Below are 20,851 nucleotides of genomic sequence, written 5' to 3'. Positions count from 1 at the left end.
CACGGGGGAGCAAGCGCCCGCGGCGGAGGTACCCTCCGCCGCAGCGAGCGAGCCAATGGTGTGGATCGACAGCCATTGCCATGTGCAGTGGGCGACCGGCGGGGCCGACGCCGCGATCGAACGGGCACGGGCCGCAGGTGTCACCGCGATGGTGGTGGTGGGCACCAACGTCGAGTCGTCGCGCGCGGCCGTGGACCTCGCCGCCCGCCATTCCGACGTGCGAGCCACGGTCGGGCTCCACCCGCACGACGCGTCGAGCTTCGCGGAGCAGTGGCCCGAGCTCGAGGCGCTGGCCGCGAGCGACGGCGTCGTCGCCGTCGGCGAAGCCGGCTTCGACCTGCACTACCGGCACTCGGAGCCGGATGTCCAAGAGGAAGCCTTCCGAGCGCAGATCCGTCGTGCTCACGAGCTCGACCGCGCGCTGGTGATCCACTCGCGAGAGGCGTGGGACGACACCTTTCGTGTGCTCACCGACGAGGGAGTCCCGGCGCGTACCGTCTTCCACTGCTTCACGGGCGGCCCCGACGAAGCCCGGCGCGCGCTCGATCTCGGGGCGCGGCTGTCATTCAGCGGCATCGTGTCGTTCCCGAACGCCGACGACGTGCGCGCCGCGGCGGCGCTGTGTCCGCTGGACCGCGTGCTGGTCGAGACCGACTCGCCGTACCTGACCCCCGTGCCTCACCGCGGCCGCGAGAACGAGCCTGCCTACGTGACGTTCGTCGGTGAGGCGCTCGCGGCCGCACTCGGTGAGCCTGTGGAAAACGTCGCCGCGGCGACCACGGCCGCGGCAGACGCTGCGTTTGGGCTGATCAAAGGCCTCTGACCCGCGGGCCGTCCCGGCGGCACGGTCTTGGGGTATTTTGCAATGAATCCCATCGAGTTGGTGGCGTCCTGTCGCGGGCGTGCCAGCTCCAGCGCCACGGAGGGCGGACAACCATCACCGAGCCGGAGCCGCGCCGCGGACGCTTCCTGCACCGGCATGTGCGTCGGCGAGCGATTCGACCGTCGAGCGCGCACGTTGCCGACGCGGTGCGCGAGTCGCCGGCGCGAGCCGAGCCGCACGACGCGACCACGTGGCTGCCCCTGCCCGACTTCGCCGAGCTCCCACCGCTCGACCGACTTCTCGTCCCCGACCCCGACGTCGAGCCGGCCGCGCCACGTGAGGTGCCGGTGGGCCTCCCGTCACCCGCCCGCGCGGAGCCGCACGACGCGACCGCCTGGCTGCCCTTGCCCCAGGTCGAGGAGCTCCCGTCGGTGGACACGCTGCTCGTGCCCGACCCGACCGTCGCCCCGACGGCGCCGCGTGAGGTGCCGGTCGGCCTCCCGTCGCCGGCGCGGGCCGAGCCGCACGACGCGACCGCCTGGCTGCCGCTCCCCGAGTTCGATCCCGAGCCGGCGGCCAGCGGTGATCAGGGTGGGCCCCCGCGCGGTCGCCCCCGCCGCGCCCGCCGCTTCCACTTCCCGACACGCGCCGTCCTGACCAGCCTGGCCGTGGTCGCGACCATGGGCGGCGCCTTTCTGGGCGTCAGAACGCTCCTCGACAAGGGCGCAGACGTCGACGTGCGCGTCGATGGACGCTTGATCGCCGCCGAGACAGGTGTCGACACGGTGGGTGACCTGCTCGTCGAGCAGAACGTGGCGCTCGGTGAGTTCGACCGGACCACACCCGACGCGAGCACGCCGATCGACAACAACATGACCGTGCGGGTGCTGCGCGCGTTCGCGGTTCCGGTGAACTTCGACGGGACGCTTGGGGAAGTGCAGACGACCTATCGTCACGCGGACGGTTTCCTCGAGGACGCCACCGCCCAGCTCAACGCCGGGGGCGCTGCGCTCGGAGTGCTCGACGCACCGAATCGGATCGACGAATCCACGGCCGTCGCCGTGCGCACGAGGAAGACCGGCGTGCTCGTCGTCGACAGCGAGTTCATCGAATACGACGCCCCCGTGCACACCGTGGCCGAGCTCCTCGCGGCGTACGACGTCAAGCTCGACGACATCGACACCACGAGTCCCTACGGCGTGGCCGACGTACTGCCGGCCGTGGCTGCCGACGGGGACAAGGTGGCCATCGCCGTCAACCGCAACCGCAACGAGACCGAAGCCGTCGACGAGGTGTATTCGCTCCCGGATCAGATGTTCCCCGACCCGAACGTGGCGGTCACCGCGCCGAACCGGGTCGTCCGGGGCAAGCCGGGTGTGCACACGGTGACGTACCTGATCATTCGTCAGAACGGCGTGGTGACCGGCCGGGTGGCCACCGGCGCCGTCGACGTGGAGCCAGCCGTCCCGACGATCACGTACTACGGGGTGAAGTACGACTCGAGGTGGGACAAGATCGCGGAGTGCGAGACCGGTCGTTACGGGCCTTCCCACCCGAAGGCCGGCGAACTGAAATGGGACATCATCAAACCCGTCTATCAGGGCGCGCTCGGGATCTGGTACGACAACTGGTCGGCGTTGAAGGACAAGGGGTGGGCCAAGAATGCCGGCCACGCCACGAAGTACCAGCAGATCATCGTTGCGGAGCGGATCCTCGCCGAGCACGGTTGGGGTGCGTGGGGTTGCGCCAAGACATTGGGGTACACGAAGGACGACGGAAAGCGCCAGTTCTAACGTCCGCATACCGGCCTCGATCTCGACTTCTTCGGACGTGATGACTCGCGACGCGCTGAGCCCGTCCGACGTGCGGTCGCTCCTGCGCGAGCACGGGATCCGGCCGAGCCGCGCGCTCGGGCAGAACTTTCTGGCCGACGCGAACACGGCGCGCCGCATCGTTCGGCTCGCCGGAATCGAGCGAGGCGACCGTGTCCTCGAGATCGGCCCGGGACTCGGTTCGCTCACCCTCGCGCTGGCCCAAGCCGGAGCCCGCGTTCATGCGCTCGAGCTCGATCGCCACCTCGTGCCGGTCCTCGAAGCCGTGCTCGGCGCCGCGCCCAACGTGACCGCCGAGGCGGGGGACGCCCTCACCTGGGACTATGCCGGGCGACTCCGTGACGGTCCGTGGTCGTGCGTGTCGAACCTGCCGTACAACGTGGCGACACCAGTCGTCGCGCGCGTCCTCGAGGAAGCGCCCACGGTGACACGTCTGCTGGTGATGGTGCAGCGCGAGGTGGGGGAGCGACTGGCGGCGGCGCCGCGGACGAAGGCGTACGGCGCGGTGACGGTGAAGGTGGCGTATCACGCAACCGCGCGTATCGTTGGGGCGGTGCCCCCGACCGTCTTCGTGCCGCGACCGAATGTAGATTCAGCGCTGGTGCAGCTCGAACGGCGCGCGACGCCACCGGTGGAGGTTCCGTCGTACGCGGCGATGTTCGAGCTCGTGGGCGCGGGCTTCGCGCACCGGCGGAAGATGTTGCGGCGTGCGTTGGCGAGTGCACTCGGAGATCGCACAGAGGCGGTCCTCGAGCGGGCCGGTGTCGCACCCACGGCGCGTGCCGAAGAGCTCGATCTTGAAGCGTGGGCAGCGGTCGCGCGGTCGGCGGCCGAATGAACGAGCTCACCACCGCCGGGAGGCTGGGGCGCGTCCGGGCCACCGCGTACAGCAAGCTCACGCTCGCGCTGCGGGTTCGGGCGTTGCGCGACGACGGGTTCCACGACATCGAAGCCCTGACCGTGTCCATCAGCGATCCACATGACGTCGTCGAGGTCCGCGCAGTTCCGCACCCCGGCGGTGTCACGTTCGAGATGCGGGGTGAGACCGAAGGTGTGGCCAATGACATGACGAACCTCGCAGCACGCGCGGCCGACGAGCTGCTCGTGCGCGCGGGGCGATCCGGTCACGGCGTGCTTCTCACGTTGAGCAAGAAGATCCCAGCCGGAGCCGGACTCGGTGGCGGTTCGGCTGACGCGGCCGCGACGTTGGTCGCCGTGCGCCGCATGCTCGAGATCGACATGGACGACCGCGGTTTGTGGGAGCTGGGGCTGAAGCTCGGCTCCGACGTCGCGTTCTGCCTCGAGGGTGGCGCGGCGTGGATGCGGGGCCGCGGCGAGAAGCTCGATCCGGTTGACCTGCCGATCGGCTTGCCGTTCCTCGTCGCCCTGCCGCCGTTTCGCCTCCAGACGTCGGACGTGTACCGCGCATGGGACGACCTGGGGCGGCCGGCCGCGACCCGTCGAGTCGCGGCAACGGGAGAGATCGCCGAGGTCCTGCCCGAGCTGTCGAACGACCTCGAGCCTGCCGCCGAAGCGGTGGAGCCGCGGCTCACCGAGTTCCGGACAGAGCTCGAAGCCGCGGCAGAGGCGCCGGCGCTCCTCGCGGGGAGCGGGTCGGCCTACGTCGTGCCGGTGGGCGACGGTTTGGACGCCACGTCATACGCGCGTCGCGTGCAACGTCGCCTGAGGGTTCCGGTCACACCGGCGGCCACCGTGTCGCGTGGTGTCCGTCTCGGGAGCGGCTGAGCGCGCTAGCGGCCCTGCTGGCGCCGCTGCCAGCGGGTCTTCTTCAGCAGCTTCTTGTGCTTCTTCTTGCGCATGCGCTTGCGGCGCTTCTTGATCAGGGAGCCCATGGCGTCGTGGCAACCTAGTCGTGCGGTCTTGTGGTGTCACATCAGGGACCGCAAATAAAGGTTGACTCGTTTTCGCACGGCTGACGGGTAGGGTCGAGTCGACCGGTCGGGGGTGGTGTAACGGCAGCACGGGGTCCTTTGGAGTCCCAAGTCGAGGTTCGAAACCTCGCCCCCGAGCGCTCGTGAGGAGGAGGTGTCGCGGTGGCCTATCGACCCTTGTCGGCGGTGGTGCTCGCCGCGGGAGAAGGCACTCGGATGCGTTCGGCGACGCCGAAGCTCCTCCACCCGCTGTGCGGCCGCCCGATGCTGCTCCATGTGCTCGACACGCTCATCGCCCTCCCCCTCGAGCGCATCGTCGTGGTCGTCGGTCACGGCGCCGAGCGCGTCACCAAGATGGTGCAAGAGCAGCTCGCCACCGAGATCCCCATCGAGTTCGTCGAGCAACGTGTGCAACGCGGCACCGGTGACGCGGCCAGCGTCGGGCTCACTGCTTTCGCCGACACGCTCGACGCTGAAGACGACGTGCTGGTGCTCGCCGGTGACGTACCCCTGCTGCGCTCAGGGAGCCTTGCGGATCTCGCGACCGAGCATCGTCTCGCCGACGCCGCAGCCACGTTGCTCACCGCCCACCTCGACGACCCCACGGGGTACGGCCGCGTGATCCGCGATGCCCGCGACGGCGTCGAGCGCATCGTCGAGCAACCCGACGCCAACGAGGCCGAGCTCGAGATCACCGAGATCAACCCTTCGATCTACTGCTTCCGACGCGCGTTCCTCGCGCCCTCACTTCGCCGGTTGAGCCCGGAGAACGCACAAGGCGAGTACTACCTGACCGACGTTGTTGCCGTGCTGCGCCAAGCCGGGCACCTCGTCGTCGGTGCGCCTGCCGCGGACGCGACCGAGACGCTCGGTGTGAACGATCGCGCGCAGCTCGCTGCAGCCGAGACCGTCCTCCGTTCCCGGATCAACCAGCGGTGGATGCGCGAAGGCGTCTCGATGACCGATCCCGCGCGCACCTATATCGACGCGATGGTCGAGCTCGAGCCCGAGGTGCAGCTGTTGCCGGGCACGATCCTCGAGGGCCGCACCGTCGTCGGCAGCGGCACGGTGATCGGGCCCGACAGCCGGCTCGTCGACACCATCGTCGGTTCCGACGCGGTCGTCGCCCAGACGGTGGCTCGAGAGAGCGAGATCGGCGACCGGGCGACCGTCGGACCGTTTGCCTCGTTGCGCGCCGGGTCGCACATCGCCGCTGACGCGCACGTGGGCAGCTTCGTCGAGGTCAAGAACTCCGAGATCGGGGAAGGTGCCAAGGTGCCGCACCTCGCGTACATCGGCGACGCCGAGATCGGGGCGCGCGCCAACATCGGCGCCGGCACGATCACCGCCAACTACGACGGTCGCGAGAAGCACCGCACCGTCGTGGGCGCAGATGCGCGCATCGGGTCGAACACGGTGCTGGTCGCCCCGGTCGAGGTGGGCGAGGGCGCGTACACCGGCGCGGGCGCGGTCGTCAGTCGCGACGTACCCGCGGGCGCGCTGGCCAAGGGTGTTCCGGCCGAGATCGAAGAAGGCTGGGCGAAGCGGCGCGCCGCAGATGAGGCCGGGGAGCTCGACGGGGAAGGGAGCAGCTGACGATGGAGCTCGTCTCCAAGAAGTCGTTCATGTTGTTCGCCGGGCAGGGGAACGGCGAGCTGTCGGGAGAAATCTCGGACTGCCTGAGCGAACCACTCGGCGAGGTCGCGCACTCGACCTTCGCGAACGGGGAGATGCTGCCGAGGTACAGCCAGAGCATCCGCGGTGCCGACGTGTTCATCATCCAGACGCACTGCGAGCCGATCCACGATCGGATCTTCGAACAGCTCCTCATGCTCGACGCAGCCAAGCGCGCGTCGGCGAAGCGGATCACTGCTGTCATCCCGTTCTACGCATACGCGCGCCAAGATCGGAAGGCCTCGGGGCGCGAACCGATCTCGGCGCGGCTCATCGCCGATCTCTTGAGTGTCTCTGGCGCTGATCGGGTGGTCACCGTCGACCTGCACACGGGCCAGATCCAGGGCTTCTTCGACTTCCCCGTCGATCACCTCACCGCGGTCCCGATCCTCGCCGAGCACCTCTCCGGCTCTGTGGGCAAGGACATCACGGTGGTCGCACCCGACGCGGGTGCCGGCAAGCTCGCCCACCGATTCGCGAGCTACCTCAATGATCACGGTGTCACGACCGACCTCGCGTTCATCGACAAGCGGCGCCCGAAAGGGACGCAGAACGTCGCCGAGGCCGTCGAGGTCATCGGTGATGTCGACGGCCGCTCGTGTTTGCTCGTCGACGACATGATCGACACCGCGGGATCGATCACGAGCGCAGCCAACCTCTTGCACGCGCGCGGGGCAAACGACGTCACGATCGCGGCGACCCACGGCATCCTCTCGGGTCCTGCGGTCGACCGGCTCAAGAACGCGCCGGTGCGCGAGGTCGTCGTCACCAACACGCTGCCGATCCCCACCGACAAGCGATGGGATGCATTGAGTGTGCTCTCGATCGCACCGATCATCGCCGAGGCCCTGAAGGCGGTGTTCGAGGACACGAGCGTCAGCGAGATCTTCCGCGGCGACAACACCTGACTCGGCGCGCTCGCTCGGCGTCTGGATACCCGACGCCGCCCTTCGGGACGCTCGCCAGCGCCTGCGAGGTCACTCGCTTCGCTCGCTCGCCGCCCCGAGCGCTCCGCTTACTTCCGGTGCCGCAGTTGGTCTGAAGCGCTCGCAGCGGGCAGAATATCTGGCTCATGGCTGACGACATCACCCTCTTTGCCGAACCGCGGGCTGAGCGCGGCTCGCGACCGGCCGGACGCCTGCGTCGCGCCGGTCTCGTGCCGGCTGTCGTCTACGGCCTGGGCAGCGACACCCTCGAAGTCACCGTGCCGGCTCGCGAGCTGAACCACATCCTGGCTGCCGGCGCCAACACGCTCATCACGCTGAAGGTCGGTGGCGACGACGCCCTTGCGCTCGCGCGGCAGGTGCAGCGCCACCCGACGAAGGGCCAGCTCCTCCACGTCGATTTCATCCGGGTTCGCACCGACGTCGCGGTGTCGGCCGATGTCGCACTCCGTCTCACCGGCGAGCCCGCCGGCGTGAAGGACGGCGGGGTGCTGGAGCAGCTCGTGTTCTCCATCCCGGTCGAAGCCAAGCCGCAAGACATCCCGCACGACCTCGAAGCCGACGTGTCCCACCTGTTCATCGGCGACCAGATCCGCATGACCGAGGTCTCGCTGCCCGCGGGTGTGACCACGACGCTCGAACCCGACACGCTGGTGGCCCAGGTCATCGCGCCTCGCGTCGTCGAGGAAGAGGTTCCCGAAGAGGGCGAAGAGGGCCTCGAGGGCGAAGAGGGCCTCGAGGGCGAAGAGGGTGCCGAGGGCGAAGCGCCGGCCGAAGAGTCGGGTGGCGACGACGAGGGCAGCGGGGAGTAACGCGTGCTGCGGCGGCGTCGCGCGCCGTCGGCACCGCGCACGGGCACCGCGGCCGACCTCTTGGTCGTTGGTCTCGGCAATCCCGGCGATGAGTACGCGCACACCAAGCACAACGTCGGTACCGACGTGGTGTCGCTCCTCGCGGAGCGTCACGGCGCACGTCTGCGCCGTGGCAAGGAGCGGGCGCTCGCCGACGAGGTGCACGTCGGGGGGCGGCGGGTCGCGCTGGCGGTGCCGCTCACGTGGATGAACGATTCCGGTGAGTCGGTGCGGCTGTTGGTGCGCCGCTACGGCGTGACCCCCGAGCAGCTCGTGGTGGTGCACGACGAGCTCGACCTTCAGGTTGCTGCGCTGCGCGTGAAGTCGGGCGGTGGACTTGCAGGGCACAACGGCCTGCGATCGATCCAGAACCACCTGCACTCCGATGACTTTCAGCGCGTTCGCATCGGCGTCGGCAAGCCGACCGCGAAGGAGCACGGCGCCGACCACGTGCTGAGTCGGTTCTCCAAGCGCGAGCGCGCCGAGATCGACGTGACCCTCGAGCAAGCTGCCGACGCCGTCGAGCTCATCGCAACGGACGGCGTCCAAGCGGCGATGAACAAGTACAACGCCTAGCGGTACGCTGGCGAGGATACCCGGGAGCGCGAGCGCGTTCCCGGCGCTGTCGCGCGCCCATGACGACCACTGACACAGCTGCCGCCCCGCCGCTCGCTGGCATCGCAACGCTCCTCGCCGAGGAGCCGGCGGTGCGCGCCGTCATCGCCCGCGCACCGGTCGTGGCGGTGCCAGACGCGGCTCGGGCCGTGTTCAGTGCCGCAGTCGCCCGCCTGACCACCCGACGCCCGATCCTCGTGGCGGTGCCAACGGGTGCCGAGGCCGAGCGCCTCGCCCACGACCTCGCATGCTTCCTGCCACCAGGAGAGGTGGAGACGTTCCCGGCGTGGGAGACGCTGCCGTTCGAGCGCGTCTCGCCGTCGCTCGAGACGATGGGACGCCGCCAGCGCGTGCTGTGGCGATTGCGCACGGGAGCGCCTCCGCTCGTGCTCGTCGCTCCGGTCCGCGCGCTCGTGCAGCGGCTCGGGCCGCACGTCGAAGAGGTCGAGCCGATCGTGGCACGCAAGGGGGACGTCGTTGACCGCGACGGTCTCGTCGAGTCGCTCGTCGCTGCTGGATACCGGCGTGAGTACCAGGTGGAAGCGCGCGGTGAGGTGGCGGTCCGAGGATCGATCGTGGACGTGTACCCCGTCAACGACGATCATCCCGTCCGCATCGACCTATGGGGCGATGAGGTCGATCGGCTGAGTGCGTTCGCGGTGGCCGACCAACGCTCGACGGACGAGGTCACCGAGGTGCAGGTGTTCCCGGCGCGCGAGCTGCTTCCCACCGCGGAGGTGCAGGAACGCGCGGCCGCGCTTGTAGCCACGGAGCCGTGGGGGGCCGAGAGTTGGGAGCGGCTCGCCGACGGCCACACGTTCGACGGCATGGAGTCATGGCTGCCCTGGTTGACCGCAGACGAGCATCTCTTGCCCGACCTGCTGCCTGGCGACGCGTTGGTGCTGCTGTGCGAGCCGCGACGGATGCGCGACCGCGCGCGGGAGCTGCTCGACGAGGAGGCCGCGCTCGCGAGCACGCTCGCGACAACCTGGGGCGCGCAGGGCCGCGAGTTCCCACGCCTCTCGCTGCCGTTCGACCGTTTGCTCGCACACACGAGCGCGGGCGCGACGAACGTGCTGTCCGCGCCCGAGGGGCCGGCCACGCCGCACCTCGCGGCCACCGCGTTCGACCCCGTGGCCGGCGCCAGCGACACGTTGGCGGAACGGCTCCGGCGGCTGGCGGGCGACGGCTTCCAGGTCGTGCTCGCAACCGACGGGGAGGGGTCGGCCGCGCGGCTCGGCCAGGTCTTGGCTGACGAGGGCGTCGAGATGCTGCACGACGCGGTGCAGCCGGGTGTGATCGGCGCCGTGGTCGCGCCCCTCGACCGCGGCTTCGTCGTACCCGGAGTTCGAATCGCGGTGGTGGCCGAGGCTGATCTCACGGGCCGTCGGCGGGTGCATCGACGACCCCGAGGTGCGCGGCGCGGCGCCGACCTCTACGACGCGCTCACGCCGGGCGATCACGTCGTGCACCAGGTGCACGGTGTGGCTCGCTATTCGGGAATGGTCCAGCGTGCCATCGGCGGCACCGCGCGCGACTACCTGCTGCTGGAGTACCGCGGCGACGACAAGCTCTACGTCCCCACCGACCAGGTGCACACCGTTCGGCGCTACACCGGCGGCGAGACGCCGACGCTGAACCGCATGGGAGGCGCCGACTTCGAGAAGGCGAAGGCGCGCGTGCGCTCCGCGGTCCGGGAGATCGCTCAGGAGCTCGTGGTGCTGTACCGGCGCAGACTCGCGAGCCTTGGGCGCGCGTTCGGTCCCGACACGCCCTGGCAGCACGAGGTCGAGGAGGCGTTCCCGTTCGAGGAGACGCCAGACCAGGTCAAGGCGATTGCCGACGTGAAGGGCGACATGGAGCGCGACGTGCCCATGGACCGGCTGGTGTGCGGTGACGTCGGCTTCGGTAAGACGGAGGTCGCGGTGCGGGCCGCGTTCAAAGCGGTGCAGGACGGCGCGCAGGTCGCGGTGCTCGTGCCGACCACCTTGCTCGCGAGCCAGCACGGCCAGACGTTCCGTGACCGGTTTGCCAACTACCCGGTTCGGGTCGAGGTGCTCTCCCGGTTCCTGTCGCCGAAAGAGCAGTCGGCCGTGGTCAATGGCGTCGCGAGTGGTGATGTCGATGTGGTCATCGGGACGCACCGCTTGCTCTCGGACGACGTGGCGTTCCGCGACCTCGGTCTCCTCGTGATCGACGAGGAGCAGAGGTTTGGCGTGCAGCACAAGGAGCGCATCAAGTCGATGCGTACGAGCGTCGACGCGCTGACGATCTCGGCTACTCCGATCCCGCGCACCCTCGAGCTCTCACTCACAGGGATCCGTGACCTCTCGCTCGTCAACACGCCGCCGGAGGAGCGCCAGCCGATCCTCACCTACGTCGGCGAGTACGACGACCGGGCCGTGGCGGAAGCGATCCGGCGCGAGCTGCTCCGCGAGGGGCAGGTGTTCTTCGTGCACAACCAGGTGAAGGACATCGACTTCGTTGCCGAGCACCTGCACGAGCTCGTGCCCGAGGCGCGCATCGGGATCGCCCACGGTCAGATGGACGAGGCACGGCTCGAACGGGTGGTGCTCGACTTCTGGGAGCGCGAGTTCGACGTGCTGCTGTGCACCACCATCGTCGAGAGTGGTCTCGACATCCCGAATGTCAATACCCTCGTGGTCGACCGCGCCGATCGCTTGGGTCTCGCGCAGATGTACCAGCTGCGAGGCCGGGTCGGGCGACGGGGCCAGCGCGCGTACGCATACCTGTTGCATCCGCCCGATCGCTCGTTCAGCGAGCAGGCCTACGAGCGGCTCAAGACGATCGGCGAGTTCACCGAGCTCGGCTCCGGGTTCAAGATCGCCATGCGCGATCTCGAGATCCGTGGTGCGGGCAACCTCCTGGGCGGCGAGCAGTCAGGCCACATCGCGGCCGTCGGCTTCGATCTCTACTGCCAGATGGTCACCGAGGCGGTGGGCGAGCTCACGGGCGAGGTGCCGCCCGAGCCGATCGAGGTCACCATCGACCTGCCCGTCGATGCCCACCTCCCGCGTGACTACGTGGCGCGCGACGACGTGCGCATGGAGGCGTACCGGCGCCTCGCCGCGGTCACCGACCCGAGCGACGTCGAAGACGTGCGCAGCGAGTGGAGCGATCGCTATGGGCCGCCGCCCCCGCCGGCCGAGGCGCTGCTCGACGCGGCGCGGCTGCGCGCGGAGTGCGTGCGCCTCGGTGTGCGCAGCGTCGTGGTGGGTGGCGATGCGGCGCGCATCCGTGGGCTCACGCTGCGTGACTCACAGAAGGTGCGGCTCAACCGGCTTGCGCCCGGGTCCAAGGTGAGCCGCGAGGAGGTGCTCGTACCGTTGCGCGCGCCCGCGCCTGAGACGGCTGCCACGCTCACGTCTCTGCTGGCCGAACTGATTCCGCCCGAGTGGGAAAAGTAGAGTCGGCGGCTCATGCAGCGCTTGTTCACACTCGCTCTGGTCGTCGCGCTCGTCGTGGGTGCAGTCGTGCTCGCGGCCGGTGACGGACCGAACGCGTTCACGGTGGCCAACCACGAAGTGTCGCAGTCCGAAGTCGACGCCGAGCTCGAAGCCCTTGCCGGGAACCCCGAGTTCGCCGCGGGTCTCGTGGGTCAAGAGGTGCTCGCAGCGAAGGCGTCGGTCCCGTCCAACCTGTCGGCGGGCTGGCTGAGCTTCCGGATCGTGACCACGTATGCGATCGACGAGCTGTCACGACGGGGTGAGCGCGTCACCGCCGATGACCGGGCCGCCACTGGGCTCGCGCGTGTGCCCTCGTTCAGCGAGCTGCCACCCGAGATGCGCGCGCGCCTATCACATGGCTTCGCGTCGCTGCGCGCGCTCCAGCGGTCACTCGAAGATGACCCGTCCGGCTCTGTCCAGGACGCGGTGCTGAGCGCGTGCCCTTCGGCGCGCTTCGTGTCGCACATCCTGGTCGAGACCGAGGCGGAAGTAAGCGCGATCGCAGCCGAGCTTGCCGGTGGCGCCGACTTCGCCGAGCTCGCGGTCGAGCGCTCGACCGACCCCGGCTCGGCCGAGGTCGGGGGCCAACTCGGCTGCCTCGACGAGCTTGGCGACGCGGTGGCGCCCTTCCTCGCCGCCGCCGAGGCAGCGCAGGTCGGTGTCGTGTCCGGGCCGGTTGCGACCGAGTTCGGGTTCCACTTGATCCTCGTGACCGACACGCCGGCGCAAACCGATCTCGACGCGGCCTCAATTGCCGTGGTGTTGCGACGGATCGGCCGGGTGCCGATCGAGCTCGACCCTCGCTACGGCCGGTGGGACGCCGCGACCGCCCAGGTGCTGCAAGCCGCCACGACCGCCGCGGGCTGAGCCGATGGGGGAGCCGGGCCGGGTCGTCGTGGTCGGACTCGGGCCGGGGGGCGCCGATCTCGTCACCCCCGCAGCGCGCGCGGCGCTGGTTGGCTGCGAACCGCGATACACGCGCACCGCGCGTCACCCCGCGGTGGTCGAGCTCCGGGAAGAGGGGCTCGCCCTCGATTCGTTCGATGACCGCTACGACGCCGGGGATGATCTCGACGAGGTCTACCGCTCCATCGTCGAGACGCTGATCACGAAAGCATCCGAGCACGGTGCCGTCGCGTACGCCGTACCCGGGAGTCCCGGGGTCGCAGAGCGCACGGTCGGCCTCCTGCACGAAGCGGCCGCGGCGGGTCGTGTCCACCTCGACGTGGTGCCCGGGTTGTCGTTCGCCGACATCGCGTGGGCAACGCTCGGCGTCGACCCGATGCAGAGTGGTGCCCGTCTCGCCGACGCGCGCGATCTCGACGGGATCACGGCAGCCAGCGGTCCGATGTTGATCGCCCAGTGCGACCACACACTCGTGCTCTCGGACCTCAAGATCGCACTGCTCGAAGGCCTCGCGTCCGACACGCGCGTCACCGTGCTCGCGCACCTCGGGCTCCCCGACCAGCGTGTGCGCGAGGTCGCGCTCGCCGACCTCGATCGGGTCGTCGAGCCCGACCATCTCACCTCGATCTTCGTACCGGCGCCGGTTGCGTCGGCGGCGCGAGAGCTGGCGCGACTGCTGGCGCTGGCGGAGCGACTGCGTCGCCCCGGAGGTTGCCCGTGGGACGCCGAGCAGACGCACCACTCGCTCACGCGGTACCTGTTGGAGGAGTCGTACGAGGTCGTCGAGGCGGTCGAGCGGCTGCCGGCGGATGCACCCGATGGCGTCGCGGCCGACGACCCCGCGTACGTCGCGCTCGTCGACGAGCTCGGGGACCTGCTGTACCAGGTGATCTTCCACGCGGTGCTCGCCGACGAGGCGGGCGCGTTCGGCATGGCCGAGATCGCCCAGGGCATCCACGACAAGCTCGTGCACCGGCACCCGCACGTGTTCGGTGACGTTGCCGCGGCCACGAGCGATGACGTGATGGCGAACTGGGAGCAGATCAAGAAGGCCGAGAAGGGTGCGCAGTCGATCGTCGCCGGCATCACGCCGGGGCTTCCCTCACTGCTCTACGCACACAAGCTCCTCCGAAAGGCGGCATCGGTTGGGCTCGACCCGGGCGACGTGGGTCGCTCATTGGAGCGCATCGATGGCGCGACGGCCTCGCTGCGCGGTGGTGATGCCGACGCCGAGACGACGCTCGGAGAGCTGCTCGCCGCAGCGGTCGCGCTAGCACGAGGGCTCGGCGTCGACACCGAGTCGGCACTGCGCGGCTGGGCCGCACGGTTCCGGGACCGCTTCGAGGCGATGGAGCGCATCGCGTCCGAGCGTGGCCTCGACCTCCACACGATGAGCCCCAGCGACGTCGAGGCGCTCTGGTTGGAGGTGTCGGTCAGCCCAGCGTGACCGGCAGCGCGTCGAGGCCGCGGAGCACGAGGCGTCCGTTCCATGCCTGGGAGTCTGCGGTGAGCGCCATCGCGGGGAAGCGACGCACGAGCGCGCCGATCGCTACACGCGCTTCGGCACGCGCGAGCACCGCCCCGAGGCAGTGGTGGATGCCGCCCCCGAACGAGACGTGGTGCGGCGAATCGCGACGGCGCAGATCGAGCTCGTCGGCATCTTCACCGAAGTGCGCGGGGTCGTGATTGGCCGCGCCGAGCATCGTGAACACGAACGATCCCGTCTCGATGTGCTGCCCGTCGATCTCGAGCGGTTGGAGCGTGATGCGCCGCGAGAACTGCACCGGGGAGTCGAAGCGGAGCAGCTCCTCGATCGCGTTGCCGATCAGGTCGGGATCGTCGCGGAGCGCGGCGAGCTGGTCGGGGTGACGAAGCAACGCGAGCGTGCCGTTGCCGATCAGGTTCACCGTGGTCTCGTGGCCGGCGACGAACAAGAGGACGACCTGGGCGATGAGCTCCTCGGTGGAGAGGCGATCGCCTTCCTCCTCGACCGCGATCATCGCCGAGAGCAGGTCATCGGCCGGTGCGCCGCGCTTCCACTCGATCGCCTCGGTCACGTGCTCGGCCATCGCGTCGCTCGCGGCCATGAGCTCGGGCACCTCTTCGGGAGTCAAGAGCGGCTCGAACGTCTTGACGAGCGTGTGCGACCAGCCGCGCAGCTGGTCGCGATCCCCTTCGGGCAAGCCGAGCATCTCGGAGATCACCGCGAACGGCAGCGGGAACGCAAGATCTGCGATCACGTCCATCGTCCCGGCCGGCTCGACCGCGTCCAGCATCCCGCCGACCAGGCTCTCCACCCGCGGGAAGAGCTGCTCGACCCGTCGCGGCGTGAAGGCCTTGCTCACGAGTCGTCGCAATCGGGTGTGGTCGGGTGGGTCGAGGTTGAGGATGGCGAGCGAGCCGCGTCGCTGGCGTTCGTCGTCGCCGGGGAAGAGGTCGGCGCGCCGGTCAACCGCTGCGTTGCGGTCCTCGACCGAGAGCGACGGATCGCGCAACAGGCGTGACACATCGTCGTAGCGGGTGAGCGTCCACGGGCCGAACGGGCTCTGATGGACCGGCCGCAGCTCGCGCAGGCGTCGGTACTGGCTGTACGGGTCGTCGAAGAAGCCAGGCTCGAAGGGGTTCAGGAAGACCTGCTCGTCGGCCACCGCCATGCCAGAGTGTACGGACGGCACGGTGAGCGGACCGCCAGCCAGGGTTGGTGCTCGGCCAGGCCCGATGCCCTTCCCAGGCCGGTCCTCGGCCGGTACCCTGGGCAACCCCCGTCACACCAGCCACAGAGCCCACACCCGTCGGGGGAGTGCGGGCTCGGAGCCCGTTCGTGAGCGAGATCGTCGACGTGATCGCAAGGGAGATCCTCGACTCTCGTGGGAACCCCACGGTCGAGGTAGAGGTGGAGCTCCTCTCGGGCGCGCGCGGGCGCGCGTCGGTGCCGAGTGGGGCGAGCACCGGGGCGTACGAGGCGCTCGAGCTGCGGGACGGCGGTGACCGCTACCGGGGCAAGGGTGTGCGCTCGGCCGTCGACCACGTCCACGAAGAGATCTGTGACGTGGTCACGGGGCTCGACGCGCTCGATCAGCGGCTGATCGACGACGAGCTCTGCACGCTCGACGGCACGCCCGCGAAGAGCCGGCTCGGCGCCAACGCCATCCTCGGGGTCTCGCTCGCGGTCACGAAGGCCGCGGCCGACGAATGCGATCTGCCCGTGTACCGGTACCTGGGGGGTGCCGACGCGCACGTGCTGCCGATGCCGCTCATGAACGTGATCAACGGGGGTGCGCATGCCGACAGCAACGTCGACGTGCAGGAGTTCATGCTCATGCCGGTCGGCGCCGCCAGCTTCGGTGAAGCGCTGCGTTGGGGCTCGGAGACGTACCACGCGCTCCGCGAGCTGTTGCACGCTCGCGGCTGGAACACGGCGCTCGGTGACGAAGGGGGTTTCGCGCCCGACCTCCCGTCCAACGAAGAGGCCGTCACGTTGTTGATCGAGGCGATCGAGGCCGCGGGTCTCACGCCGGGCGACGAGATGGCGCTCGCGGTCGATGTCGCGTCCACCGAGATCTTCGCCGACGGTCGGTACCGCCTCGAAGGTGAAGGCAAGGAGTTCACGAGCGACGAGTTCGCCGAGTTCCTCGCCGGCTTGTGCGAGAGGTATCCGATCCTGTCGGTCGAGGACGGCATGGCCGAGGACGACTGGGACGGATGGGCCACGCTCACGAAGCGAATCGGCGACCGCGTGCAACTTGTGGGTGACGATGTGTTCGTCACCAACCCCGAGCGCGTGCGTGAAGGGATCGACCGCGGCGTTGCCAACTCGATCCTCGTAAAGGTCAACCAGATCGGAACGCTCACCGAGACTCTGGACACCATGCTGCTCGGGCGCCGCCACGGTTACACGTCGGTGATGTCGCACCGAAGCGGCGAGACCGAGGACACGACGATCGCCGATCTCGCCGTCGCGACCAACTGCGGGATGATCAAGGCCGGCGCCCCGGCGCGCACCGATCGCACCGCGAAGTACAACCAGCTCCTCCGCATCGAGGAGGAGCTCGACGCCGGCGCCGCCTACCTCGGTGGCGAGGCGCTGGCACGAGGCGCTGGTCGTCATGGGTGACGCGCGCCGCCACCCCCACGTCCCGCGCCACAGAGCCGCGCAAGCGCGGAAGCGCCGCAGCTCGAACGCGCGGGCCCGCCACCCGGCGAGCAACACCCCGGTCGAGAAGCAACCACCGTCACCGCGCGTGCGTCGTCGCCGCGCCGTCCTCATGACGGTGCTCAGCGTGCTCACCGTGGTGGGCTTTCTGTTCGCGTTCGTGTATCCCACGAGCACGTATTTCCGGCAGCGGTCCGAGCTCGGGCGGGCCACCGAGCGGTTGGAGCGGCTGGAGCGCGAGACGAAGCGTCTCGAAGCGGAGAGCGAGAAGCTGCGCGGCGACGCCGAGGTCGAGCGACTCGCACGCGAGCAGTACGGGCTCGTGCGGCTCGGGGAGACGCCCTACGTGCTCGTGCCTGTGACACCCACGACCACCGTGCCACCCGACGAGTAGGCCGACACCGAACCCTCTGTACGCTCGCCCGCTCTTGGCGCTACGAGCCTCCATTGGTCGCCGCCGCAAGCGGCGACTCCGTGCTCGGGCGGTCGGCATAGCCGCCGCCTGCGCGGGGCCGCTAGGCCACGGCCACCTGCGCCGCAGGGTACCTGCGGCGCGGTCGGTAGCCTCAGGTCCCGTGCCTGGTCGTGCCCATGCTGATGTCGACGCTGTCCGCGCGCGCCTCGGAAGAGAGCCACAAGCCAGCTTCGATGTCGTGGTGCGCGACGCGGCCGGTGAACCGGTCGTCGTGCGCAACGCCCCGTTCATGCACGACGGCGCGCCGATGCCCACGCGGTACTGGCTGGTCGACCCGGAGATCGCGCGCGCCGTGGGTCGCCTCGAAGGGGCAGGCGGCGTGCGTGCGGCCGAGCGCGAGATCGATCCCGGCGCGCTGACCGCGGCGCACATTGCGTACGCAGCCGATCGCGACGCGGCCATCCCGCCGGACCACGCCGGGCCGCGCCCGACGGGTGGGGTGGGCGGCACCCGCACCGGCGTGAAGTGCCTCCATGCGCACTACGCGTGGTACCTCGCCGGCGGGAAGGACCCGGTCGGCGCGTGGGTGGCCGAGCGCCTCGAAAGCGCACCGGCATGACTCGCCTCGCCGGCGTCGACATCGGCACCAACTCCGTGCGCCTCCTCGTGGGTGACTTGGAAGGGCACGGGCGTGATGCCCGCGTCACCCCCATCGACCGCCGCATGCGGATCACGCGCCTGGGGCGAGGCGTGGACGCAACGCGCGCGCTCGCGCCGGACGCAATCGACCGCACGCTCGACGTGCTCCGCGAATACCGCGGGGTGATCGACGACCTCGGAGCGGCCCGGGTGCGGGCCACCGCAACGAGCGCGGCCAGAGATGCGACGAACCGCGACGACTTCTTCGCTGCGGCCACCGAAGCGCTCGGGGTGCGGCCCGAGTTGCTGTCGGGCGAGGACGAGGCTCAGCTCTCCTTCCTCGGTGCCACCGCCGGTCTCGACGCGCCGGCGCCGTACCTTGTCGTCGACATCGGCGGCGGCTCGACGGAGTTCGTCGTCGGCACTCAGGAACCGGAAGGACTGTGCTCGGTCGACGTCGGGTGTGTCCGGGTCACGGAGCAGTTCCTGTACAGCGATCCACCCGCGCCCGAGGAGCTGTCGGCGGCGGTGTCGGTGGTGCGTGATCAGGTGGCCGACGTCGTACGTGAGATCCCCGACATCCGCACCGCGAAGACGCTCGTGGGGCTGGCGGGCACGGTCACGACCGTGGCCGCGATCGAGCTGGGTCTCCCCGAGTACGACGGTTCCGCGATCCACCACTTCCGACTCACGCGCGCCGCGGCCGAAGACGTGTTCCGCACGCTTGCGCTCGAGTCGGCTGCACAGCGGCGGCACAACCCTGGTCTCGAGGAAGGGCGCATCGACGTGATCGTCGGCGGGGTGCTCGTGCTCGTCACGATCTTGCGCGTCCTCGGGTTCGACGAGGTGCTCGTGAGCGAGACCGACATCCTCGATGGCCTCGTTCGCTCGCTCGCCGAGTAGCCGACGCTGGGATTCTCGGCACGCTGGCGCTCACAGGGCGAGCGTTTGCGTGCCGAAAAGCCGTTCAAGTTCACCCGGTATCCACCACTTCGGGCGGTTTTGGCCGCAGAATCCCGAAATGGAGACGACCGTCGCGGGCTTCGTCGACGGGCTTCGGGACCTGACCGCCGACGCCATCGGTCGCATCGTGGACTCGCTCGACTCCGAGGCGCTCACCGACGAGGTCGACTGGTGGCGAGCAACGATCGCGATCGACAAGGTGCTCCGCCACTCGCGCTGCAGCCGGCAGGCCGCCAGCGCCGCCAACGACGCGACCCGAGCCGTGCAGGAAGCCGCTGAACGCGACGGCATCTCGCTGCCCGATCCCGGGGTGACTCGGGTCGCGCGCGCCGCGGCCGATGTAGCGCGGGGCCTCGCCGCCGGACCGGCCGCCCGGCCGATCGTCCGGCTCCTCCTCGAGCATTGGGAGCCCGCCCGCGCCGAAGCGTAACGGGCGGTGGTTATCCCGGAGGCTTGAGCATCGCCTCGCGGTAGTAGCGCAACTCGGCTATTGACTCGCGTACGTCGTCGAGCGCACGGTGCGTCTCGGCTTTGGCCGGACGGCCGCGGTATGCCTCGGGGTACCAGCGCCGGCACAGCTCCTTCAACGAGGACACGTCGATGCTGCGGTAATGGATGTACGCATCGAGCTCGGGCAGCTGGCGGTCGAGGAAGCGTCGATCCACGCCGATCGAGTTCCCGCAGAGCGGCGACATGCCGGCTTTGGCGAGGTGGCCGCGTACGTACTCGAGTGTTCGCGCGCCGGCGTCGGCCAGCGTCACGTCGGATGCTTCGATCTCGGCGATGAGCCCCGACTTCTGGTGCATCTTTCGCACCACGTCGTCCATCTCGGCGAGTGCCTCCGGGGGCTGATGGACGACGATGTCGATGCCGTCGTCGAGCGCCTCGAGCTCGGTGTCGGTCACGAGCGCGGCGATCTCCACGATCACGTGGCGGTTGACGTCGAGCCCGGTCATCTCCAGGTCGAGCCAGACCAGGCGATCGGGCTCGGATGCGCTCGTCGTCATGAAGGCCGACGCTAGGGCAACCCGGACCACTTGCGGCGCGACTCGATAGCCTCTGCGGCCGTGCGTCGGGGCGAGGTGCTCGTCGGGCCGCGGGTGGAGCTACGCCCGCTGAAGGCCAGCGACTGGGAACAGTGGCGCGACGTGCGCCTGCGCAGCCGCGACTGGCTCGAACCGTGGGAGCCGTTCGGTGAACCCGGCACCGCCGACCCCGTCACGGACGCCGACGCGTTCAAGGCGCGCTGCGGCGCGTGGGAGCGTCAACGCCACTTCGACGCCGCGTACGGCTTTGGCATCTTCCTGCGCAAGGGCCGCTTCATCGGCGAGGTGAGCCTCGGAAGTGTGCAGCGCGGTCCTTTCCAATCGGCCAACGTGGGCTACTGGATCGACGAGGCCGAGGCGGGTCGCGGCTTCATGCCCGAGGCGGTCGCGCTCGTCATTCGATTCGCGTTCGAAGAGCTCGGGTTGCACCGCGTGGAGGCTGCGATCGTGCCTCGCAACAAGGCGAGCCGGCGTGTCGTCAAGAAGCTCGGCCTGCGTGACGAGGGCACGTCCGATCGCTTCCTGCAGATCCGTGGCGTCTGGGAGGACCACGCCCGCTACGCGATCACCGCCGAGGATTGGGCCATGCGCAAGCCCGACCTCGAGGCTGACTTCCTCACGCGCTGAAGCG

20 protein-coding genes and 1 tRNA gene are annotated in these 20,851 nt (G+C 69.7%); 18 read left to right on the top strand and 3 right to left on the bottom strand.

Annotation, left to right across the window (positions count from 1 at the left end):
- The 4 genes from WEE69_10105 to WEE69_10090 form a co-directional block, all read left to right on the top strand.
- On the top strand, nt 1–823 hold an 823-nt coding region (locus WEE69_10105), incomplete at its 5' end, for a TatD family hydrolase (GenBank protein ID MEX1145644.1).
- Nucleotides 824–1,029: 206 nt separating this feature from the next.
- On the top strand, nt 1,030–2,616 hold the full coding sequence (locus WEE69_10100) for a transglycosylase family protein (protein ID MEX1145643.1): 1,587 nt from the start codon (nt 1,030–1,032) through the stop codon (nt 2,614–2,616).
- A 40-nt stretch (nt 2,617–2,656) separates the two neighbouring features.
- Nucleotides 2,657–3,493, top strand: coding sequence for a 16S rRNA (adenine(1518)-N(6)/adenine(1519)-N(6))-dimethyltransferase RsmA (rsmA, locus tag WEE69_10095; GenBank protein MEX1145642.1), 837 nt, complete (start codon nt 2,657–2,659; stop codon nt 3,491–3,493).
- Complete coding sequence (locus WEE69_10090; protein ID MEX1145641.1) at nt 3,490–4,401, top strand: hypothetical protein; 912 nt, start codon at nt 3,490–3,492, stop codon at nt 4,399–4,401. Before rsmA ends, WEE69_10090 begins: the two co-directional genes overlap by 4 nt.
- 5 nt (nt 4,402–4,406) lie before the next feature.
- On the opposite strand, the gene WEE69_10085 is transcribed toward WEE69_10090, so the two are convergent.
- A complete protein-coding gene (locus WEE69_10085) occupies nt 4,407–4,508 on the bottom strand; it encodes an AURKAIP1/COX24 domain-containing protein (protein ID MEX1145640.1) in 102 nt (33 codons plus the stop codon).
- Between the two features lie 106 nt (nt 4,509–4,614).
- On the opposite strand from WEE69_10085, the gene WEE69_10080 reads away from it, so the two are divergent.
- The 8 genes from WEE69_10080 (at nt 4,615) to mazG (ending at nt 14,451) form a co-directional block, all read left to right on the top strand.
- A tRNA-Gln gene (locus WEE69_10080) sits at nt 4,615–4,685 on the top strand.
- Nucleotides 4,686–4,709: 24 nt separating this feature from the next.
- Nucleotides 4,710–6,143, top strand: a complete 1,434-nt coding sequence (gene glmU, locus WEE69_10075; GenBank protein ID MEX1145639.1) for a bifunctional UDP-N-acetylglucosamine diphosphorylase/glucosamine-1-phosphate N-acetyltransferase GlmU — start codon at nt 4,710–4,712, stop codon at nt 6,141–6,143.
- 2 nt (nt 6,144–6,145) lie between these two features.
- Nucleotides 6,146–7,129: a ribose-phosphate diphosphokinase gene (locus tag WEE69_10070; protein ID MEX1145638.1), complete on the top strand. Its 984-nt coding sequence runs from the start codon at nt 6,146–6,148 to the stop codon at nt 7,127–7,129.
- A gap of 164 nt (nt 7,130–7,293) precedes the next feature.
- The gene (locus tag WEE69_10065) at nt 7,294–7,977 is read left to right on the top strand and encodes a 50S ribosomal protein L25 (protein ID MEX1145637.1); all 684 of its coding nucleotides are present in this window, start codon (nt 7,294–7,296) and stop codon (nt 7,975–7,977) included.
- 3 nt (nt 7,978–7,980) lie between these two features.
- Nucleotides 7,981–8,592, top strand: a complete 612-nt coding sequence (gene pth, locus WEE69_10060) for an aminoacyl-tRNA hydrolase (protein MEX1145636.1) — start codon at nt 7,981–7,983, stop codon at nt 8,590–8,592.
- Nucleotides 8,593–8,651: 59 nt separating this feature from the next.
- Nucleotides 8,652–12,059 carry a transcription-repair coupling factor gene (mfd, locus tag WEE69_10055; GenBank protein MEX1145635.1) on the top strand — a complete coding sequence of 1,136 codons (3,408 nt, stop codon included), beginning with the start codon at nt 8,652–8,654 and terminating at the stop codon, nt 12,057–12,059.
- Nucleotides 12,060–12,071: 12 nt separating this feature from the next.
- On the top strand, nt 12,072–12,965 hold the full coding sequence (locus WEE69_10050; GenBank protein ID MEX1145634.1) for a peptidylprolyl isomerase: 894 nt from the start codon (nt 12,072–12,074) through the stop codon (nt 12,963–12,965).
- Between the two features lie 4 nt (nt 12,966–12,969).
- The gene (gene mazG, locus WEE69_10045; GenBank protein MEX1145633.1) at nt 12,970–14,451 is read left to right on the top strand and encodes a nucleoside triphosphate pyrophosphohydrolase; all 1,482 of its coding nucleotides are present in this window, start codon (nt 12,970–12,972) and stop codon (nt 14,449–14,451) included.
- Here mazG and WEE69_10040 read toward each other — a convergent pair.
- On the bottom strand, nt 14,438–15,658 hold the full coding sequence (locus tag WEE69_10040) for a cytochrome P450 (GenBank protein MEX1145632.1): 1,221 nt from the start codon (nt 15,656–15,658) through the stop codon (nt 14,438–14,440). The genes mazG and WEE69_10040 overlap by 14 nt on opposite strands.
- Before the next feature lie 167 nt (nt 15,659–15,825).
- Between WEE69_10040 and eno the strand changes: the two genes are divergently transcribed.
- The 5 genes from eno to WEE69_10015 all read left to right on the top strand — a co-directional run bounded on the left by eno (nt 15,826) and on the right by WEE69_10015 (nt 19,604).
- The gene (gene eno / locus WEE69_10035) at nt 15,826–17,118 is read left to right on the top strand and encodes a phosphopyruvate hydratase (GenBank protein ID MEX1145631.1); all 1,293 of its coding nucleotides are present in this window, start codon (nt 15,826–15,828) and stop codon (nt 17,116–17,118) included.
- Between the two features lie 127 nt (nt 17,119–17,245).
- On the top strand, nt 17,246–17,551 hold the full coding sequence (locus WEE69_10030; protein MEX1145630.1) for a septum formation initiator family protein: 306 nt from the start codon (nt 17,246–17,248) through the stop codon (nt 17,549–17,551).
- Between the two features lie 181 nt (nt 17,552–17,732).
- Entirely contained in the window at nt 17,733–18,191 is a 459-nt protein-coding gene (locus WEE69_10025; GenBank protein ID MEX1145629.1) for a DUF501 domain-containing protein, read from the top strand.
- Entirely contained in the window at nt 18,188–19,114 is a 927-nt protein-coding gene (locus WEE69_10020) for a Ppx/GppA phosphatase family protein (protein ID MEX1145628.1), read from the top strand. Before WEE69_10025 ends, WEE69_10020 begins: the two co-directional genes overlap by 4 nt.
- Nucleotides 19,115–19,232: 118 nt before the next feature.
- Nucleotides 19,233–19,604 (top strand): hypothetical protein, encoded by a 372-nt coding sequence (locus WEE69_10015; protein ID MEX1145627.1) that lies wholly within the window; start codon nt 19,233–19,235, stop codon nt 19,602–19,604.
- A gap of 10 nt (nt 19,605–19,614) precedes the next feature.
- On the opposite strand, the gene orn is transcribed toward WEE69_10015, so the two are convergent.
- Nucleotides 19,615–20,181 carry an oligoribonuclease gene (gene orn / locus WEE69_10010; GenBank protein ID MEX1145626.1) on the bottom strand — a complete coding sequence of 189 codons (567 nt, stop codon included), beginning with the start codon at nt 20,179–20,181 and terminating at the stop codon, nt 19,615–19,617.
- 60 nt (nt 20,182–20,241) lie between these two features.
- Here orn and WEE69_10005 point away from each other — a divergent pair, with 60 nt between their 5' ends.
- Complete coding sequence (locus WEE69_10005) at nt 20,242–20,847, top strand: GNAT family protein (protein ID MEX1145625.1); 606 nt, start codon at nt 20,242–20,244, stop codon at nt 20,845–20,847.
- The last annotated feature ends 4 nt before the right edge of the window (nt 20,848–20,851 follow it).

It is taken from the genome of Acidimicrobiia bacterium (assembly GCA_040881685.1).
Taxonomy (GTDB): Bacteria; Actinomycetota; Acidimicrobiia; order IMCC26256; family PALSA-555; genus SHVJ01.
This window is presented reverse-complemented; position numbering and strand designations above follow the sequence as displayed.

Excerpts from the sequence above, each read along its gene's own strand:
- rsmA (MEX1145642.1), top strand. The coding sequence starts at position 2,657 with ATGACTCGCGACGCGCTGAGCCCGTCCGACGTGCGGTCGCTCCTGCGC.
- WEE69_10090 (MEX1145641.1), top strand. The coding sequence starts at position 3,490 with ATGAACGAGCTCACCACCGCCGGGAGGCTGGGGCGCGTCCGGGCCACC.
- WEE69_10085 (MEX1145640.1), bottom strand. The coding sequence starts at position 4,508 with ATGGGCTCCCTGATCAAGAAGCGCCGCAAGCGCATGCGCAAGAAGAAG.
- WEE69_10070 (MEX1145638.1), top strand. The coding sequence starts at position 6,146 with ATGGAGCTCGTCTCCAAGAAGTCGTTCATGTTGTTCGCCGGGCAGGGG.
- WEE69_10065 (MEX1145637.1), top strand. The coding sequence starts at position 7,294 with ATGGCTGACGACATCACCCTCTTTGCCGAACCGCGGGCTGAGCGCGGC.
- mfd (MEX1145635.1), top strand. The coding sequence starts at position 8,652 with ATGACGACCACTGACACAGCTGCCGCCCCGCCGCTCGCTGGCATCGCA.
- WEE69_10050 (MEX1145634.1), top strand. The coding sequence starts at position 12,072 with ATGCAGCGCTTGTTCACACTCGCTCTGGTCGTCGCGCTCGTCGTGGGT.
- mazG (MEX1145633.1), top strand. The coding sequence starts at position 12,970 with ATGGGGGAGCCGGGCCGGGTCGTCGTGGTCGGACTCGGGCCGGGGGGC.
- WEE69_10040 (MEX1145632.1), bottom strand. The coding sequence starts at position 15,658 with ATGGCGGTGGCCGACGAGCAGGTCTTCCTGAACCCCTTCGAGCCTGGC.
- WEE69_10020 (MEX1145628.1), top strand. The coding sequence starts at position 18,188 with ATGACTCGCCTCGCCGGCGTCGACATCGGCACCAACTCCGTGCGCCTC.
- WEE69_10015 (MEX1145627.1), top strand. The coding sequence starts at position 19,233 with ATGGAGACGACCGTCGCGGGCTTCGTCGACGGGCTTCGGGACCTGACC.
- orn (MEX1145626.1), bottom strand. The coding sequence starts at position 20,181 with ATGACGACGAGCGCATCCGAGCCCGATCGCCTGGTCTGGCTCGACCTG.